Origin of the sequence: Bacillus sp. AFS001701 (genome assembly GCF_002559405.1) — a bacterium.
Classification (GTDB): domain Bacteria; phylum Bacillota; class Bacilli; order Bacillales; family Bacillaceae_G; genus Gottfriedia.
The window spans coordinates 1-4,332 of sequence record NZ_NTZO01000460.1; the positions used below are offsets into that span (position 1 = coordinate 1).

Annotated in this window: 7 protein-coding genes; 2 read left to right on the forward strand and 5 right to left on the reverse strand. The window is 30.9% G+C overall.

Annotated elements, in window-relative coordinates; translation table 11 throughout:
* Together CN514_RS21105 and CN514_RS21110 are read right to left on the reverse strand one after the other, a co-directional pair.
* A partial coding sequence (locus CN514_RS21105; RefSeq protein ID WP_141529458.1) for an AAA family ATPase occupies positions 1 to 548 on the reverse strand: 548 nt, incomplete at its 3' end.
* A gap of 2 nt (positions 549 to 550) precedes the next feature.
* Complete coding sequence (locus tag CN514_RS21110) at positions 551 to 1,708, reverse strand: exonuclease SbcCD subunit D (RefSeq protein WP_098234270.1); 1,158 nt, start codon at positions 1,706 to 1,708, stop codon at positions 551 to 553.
* A gap of 202 nt (positions 1,709 to 1,910) precedes the next feature.
* Between CN514_RS21110 and CN514_RS21115 the strand changes: the two genes are divergently transcribed.
* Positions 1,911 to 2,228, forward strand: coding sequence for a thioredoxin family protein (locus CN514_RS21115; RefSeq protein ID WP_098234271.1), 318 nt, complete (start codon positions 1,911 to 1,913; stop codon positions 2,226 to 2,228).
* A gap of 280 nt (positions 2,229 to 2,508) precedes the next feature.
* On the opposite strand, the gene CN514_RS21120 is transcribed toward CN514_RS21115, so the two are convergent.
* Entirely contained in the window at positions 2,509 to 3,132 is a 624-nt protein-coding gene (locus CN514_RS21120) for a phosphatase PAP2 family protein (protein WP_098234272.1), read from the reverse strand.
* Positions 3,133 to 3,231: 99 nt separating this feature from the next.
* Entirely contained in the window at positions 3,232 to 3,408 is a 177-nt protein-coding gene (locus CN514_RS21125; RefSeq protein WP_069032035.1) for a YozD family protein, read from the reverse strand.
* Between the two features lie 153 nt (positions 3,409 to 3,561).
* Between CN514_RS21125 and CN514_RS25910 the strand changes: the two genes are divergently transcribed.
* Entirely contained in the window at positions 3,562 to 3,717 is a 156-nt protein-coding gene (locus CN514_RS25910) for a hypothetical protein (RefSeq protein ID WP_175403429.1), read from the forward strand.
* Between the two features lie 13 nt (positions 3,718 to 3,730).
* Here CN514_RS25910 and CN514_RS21130 read toward each other — a convergent pair.
* The coding region (locus CN514_RS21130; protein WP_286141783.1) for a hypothetical protein at positions 3,731 to 4,332 on the reverse strand (602 nt) is incomplete at its 5' end.

Here is a 4,332-nt window from a genome sequence, read left to right on the forward strand (position 1 = left end):
TCAGTTCTGAAAATTTTCCGCAAAATTTCTTCCTTTTCTTTCGTATCCGAAATTAATAATTTTCGAAATTCACCTTGAGGAAGTAATACGATTTGTTTGAATTGATCTGCATTAATCCCTAATAATTCTTCTACTTTTTTATTGACGATTGAAGTTTTGTTAAATTCCTGGCAATAAGGCACTTTTTCTTCATTCTCAATTTTATAAAACTCGATTTTATCGCCTGTAATACCTTTATTTTGTTTCTTTTGATGACCTTTTTGTCTAAAAATATTATAATGGTTTCCTTTTAATTCAAATGTCAATTCAACACTAGTATATAGATCGTCATCTGCAAAATGACTTCGAAGCAGTGTTTGATCATTCCTATTTTCACCGCTCGCCTCTCCAAAAAGAGCAAAACAAATCCCATCAAATATTGTTGTTTTACCTGCACCAGTTGGACCAGTTATTGCAAATAGTCCTTTTTCGTTTAGTCGACTAAAGTCAACATATACCTTATCCTTGTAAGGTCCAAATGCGTGAAGTACTACTTTTAATGGCTTCATATCTATTCCTCCCTTACAAAGATTTCGTGAATAATCTCTTTCATATATTGCTCATCTTTATTTTTCAAATCTTCATTTTTCATTTCTTTATAAAAAGATTGGAACAACTCAAGTTGATTTTTTGATTGTTTTTCCACTAAACTCAGTTGATTTGTTGTTTTATCTGTTTGTAATGTCGTTCGCTTTCGACTAACGTGCATTGCATTTGGATAAACTGTTCTGATTTGCTCCATCGGATGTACGACCATATGTTCATCAGTTAATTTTACAAATACATAATCATCATTCATAGAATGCTGTCTGATTTCCTCAATCGTTCCTTCGATCGATCTTAAATCTCGTTTTGGATGGAAATCTTTCTTAACTACTGATAGCTCACCGTCAGCTTTTAATTCAATAATTAAGCAGCCTTTTTTATGGTTTTCTTCAGAAAGTGAGTACTTCAAAGGTGATCCAGAATAACGAATTGATTGATTTCCTACAAAATGTGCTCGATGTAAATGTCCTAGGGCAGTATAGTTAAAATGTTTAAAATTATGATGTGATACGTATTCAGCTCCACCAATAGAGAGTGTACGTTCACCTTCTGTCTCTTCATCTGAAGGCTCACCATTATTTGTTACAAATGCATGTCCAACAAATACATTTCGTACTGATGGGTCTAATTCTTCATCTCTTATTTTATTTATGATTGCTTTCATAGCGTCATCATGCGAATGAATATCATCGTTTTGTAAAATATAACGTACAATACTTGGTTCGGCATATGGAATTAAGTAAAAATGAACTTCACCATCATCATCATTCAAAATAACTTTCTTAAATGGAGTTTGAAATTTTCCTACTAAATATAAGCCTTCTTTTTCCATAAAACGGCTACCAAACTCAATTCTTTCAGCGCTATCGTGATTTCCAGCAATCGCAAGAATGGGCGTATTACATTCAATTACAATTTGATGGAATACCTCATTTAATAGTTCAATCGCCTCAGTTGGAGATATACTTTTATCATATAAATCACCTGCTATAACAACAGCATCTGGCTTTTCTTCTTTAATTATTGAAATGAATTCATCTAATATAAATCGTTGGTCTTCTGTCATATGTACACCATGTACAATTTTACCAAGGTGCCAATCTGCTGTATGAATAAACTTCATTAAATACACCTCATCATTTTATTTACTTTCATTGTTACTAAATTTATAGAACAACTTTTCTATCTTATATTTTACATCAACATACGAACATTTGTATGCTTTTTAATCACATTAATTCTAAAAATGAATTATTAAGTTAAAATAATTGAAATACTAATTAATATGATTCAAAATAAACCTATTAAAGCTTTAGGAGGCAATTATGGAAAAAATAGAAGACGTAAAAAAATATGAGGAAATAATTAAAAGTGAAAAGCCAATCGTGGTGAAGTTTTATGCAACTTGGTGTCCTGATTGTACACGTTTAGATGCTTTTATCGGAGATGTAATTGAAGAGCACCCATCATTTACTTGGTACACAATGGATCGCGACGAATTTCCTGAAATCGCTAGTGAACAACAAGTAATGGGAATTCCGAGCTTACTTGTATTTAAAGATGGCGAAAAAATTGGACACTTACATAGCGCAAATGCAAAAACACCAGAATCAGTTGAAGAATTTTTAACAACTTTTGAATAATATCAAATTAAATCTTGATGAGACTGGGATTATCCCTAAAATCTAAATAAAATAAATTAGACCACAAGGTAAATGAGCCTTGTGGTTTTTCGTATGCATATCCCTGGTTTACTTGTCTTTAACATTTATCGGCAATTTGATATATCATATACATCTCATGAGCTGATTTATTGTGCTTAATTTCATTGAAGATGTTGTTCGATTTCCTAAAGCCACTAACCGGAACCAAAAAGAAACACCTATATCATCTCGATTATAGGTGTCATTTTTTCATATTAAATTAAAGCTGTTTTCTTTCATGTAAATTAATAAATACATTTTTACAAATACTGTACCATACATATCCTACTAACCAGCCAGCAATAATATCTGAGAAATGATGTACATGTAGGTAAATTCTGCTCATTGATATTAAAAATATCATTAATAGAACGATAAACTGAATCATTTTTTTATGTTTCATCATTGCAGGTTGAATGACAATTAAAATAAATCCTAATGTTAGAAAGAAGGCTGTTGCCATAACTGCATGACCACTAGGGAAACTAAATCCACTTTCCACATAGTACATCGAACTTGGTCTTGGTCTTTCATATAGATCTTTTAAAAAGGAAACGACCACTCTAGCTGTCAATAATGTAATAATTAATGATAAACCAGTCCAAATACGCTTACGTATAATCGAATAAACTAAAACAATCACTGCAAATGTTAAATACATTTTTGAAGAACCAAAATCTCTTAAAAAATAACAAAATGAATCTAGTGCATCTGTTCGAATGAATTCAAAGAATTTAAACGCTGAATCGTCCAAACTCCGAATCATGTTTGAATCATAAATAAGTCCTAAAATAACAAATAGAAAAATAGAAGTAAAAATTGGTATCCAATTATTTTTTTTCATATAATCCTCCAATATAAATTCCAGTTAATGCATCTTAATTGCTTGTACTTTGGATACACAAAAGAAAAACGACGAGAGCACCCGTCGCCACTTTCATGACTATTCTTCTTCCTCATCAATTTCATCAATCATACATTTTTCCAGTAAGTACTCAAAAGTAATATCCGCTAGTTCCTCAATTTCCTCTTCTTCAGGAACATACCCCCGCTGAATGAGCTGTTGATAGAAAAATTCTGCTATTTCTTCCGTATCAATAACTACCTCAATTTCTTTCACTAGCATCACCCCTTACTAGTTAATATGTGAAAAATGAGAAAATATGAAAAAAACCTTTCCAAGCACAAAAAAATATTAATATGTAACCTTTAGCATAATACAACATTGACAAGCATATATTCAATTAAAACATGTTAAAGGAGCGAGATTCCAATGATTAAAATGGACAAGCTAGCTAATTTAAAAGAAATTATGGTTAATGATGAACTGTTTGAAGAAGCTGTTGAAAAACTGACGACAATTGCATTTTTTATTTTAATAGGGATAGGCATACCTTTTATGATTCATATAATTCTACAATTATTGTAGAATATCCTCTCTCTCAATTTGTTTTCTTCTCTGAGAATTTATTTAAATTTTTAAGCACTAGATCCATCACAATTTTATATTCTTCATCTTGGAAGATTGAATATAAAACAGCGTAATCATTATATATATCTAATAATCCATCAATTATTTCTTGTTTTGTTGTTTTATTTCTATTTTTATTAAAATCATTCATTGAGCGAAGTTTTTCTAAGTCTAATTTTGTAATGCCATTTTTATCATTTCTTAGTTTTTTGAGAATTGCATTTGCAGTTTGTGCTGATGCAATTAATGTTAAATCTGTTTCATCGGCTTCTAACCATTCTCCATCAGTAATACGCGCTAATTCGTAAATTGTATCTTCCCACGCGTCATTTTTATATCGCCAAACCTCTGTACGGTACCCCACAATTCGAAAAATTTCTTTTTCATAGCCATTGACTTGAACAAGATCCCCGAAAGAAAATGAATAATTTACTTCTATCCATTCTTTTTCAAGTTTTTTCCCATCATATTCGTTGAGAAGCTGAAGAGTATTCTCAACATAAAGTCCGTCATGATTATTGACTTCATAAACAAAAACGCCGTCCATCAGTTTAATATTTATTAACTTTCCAG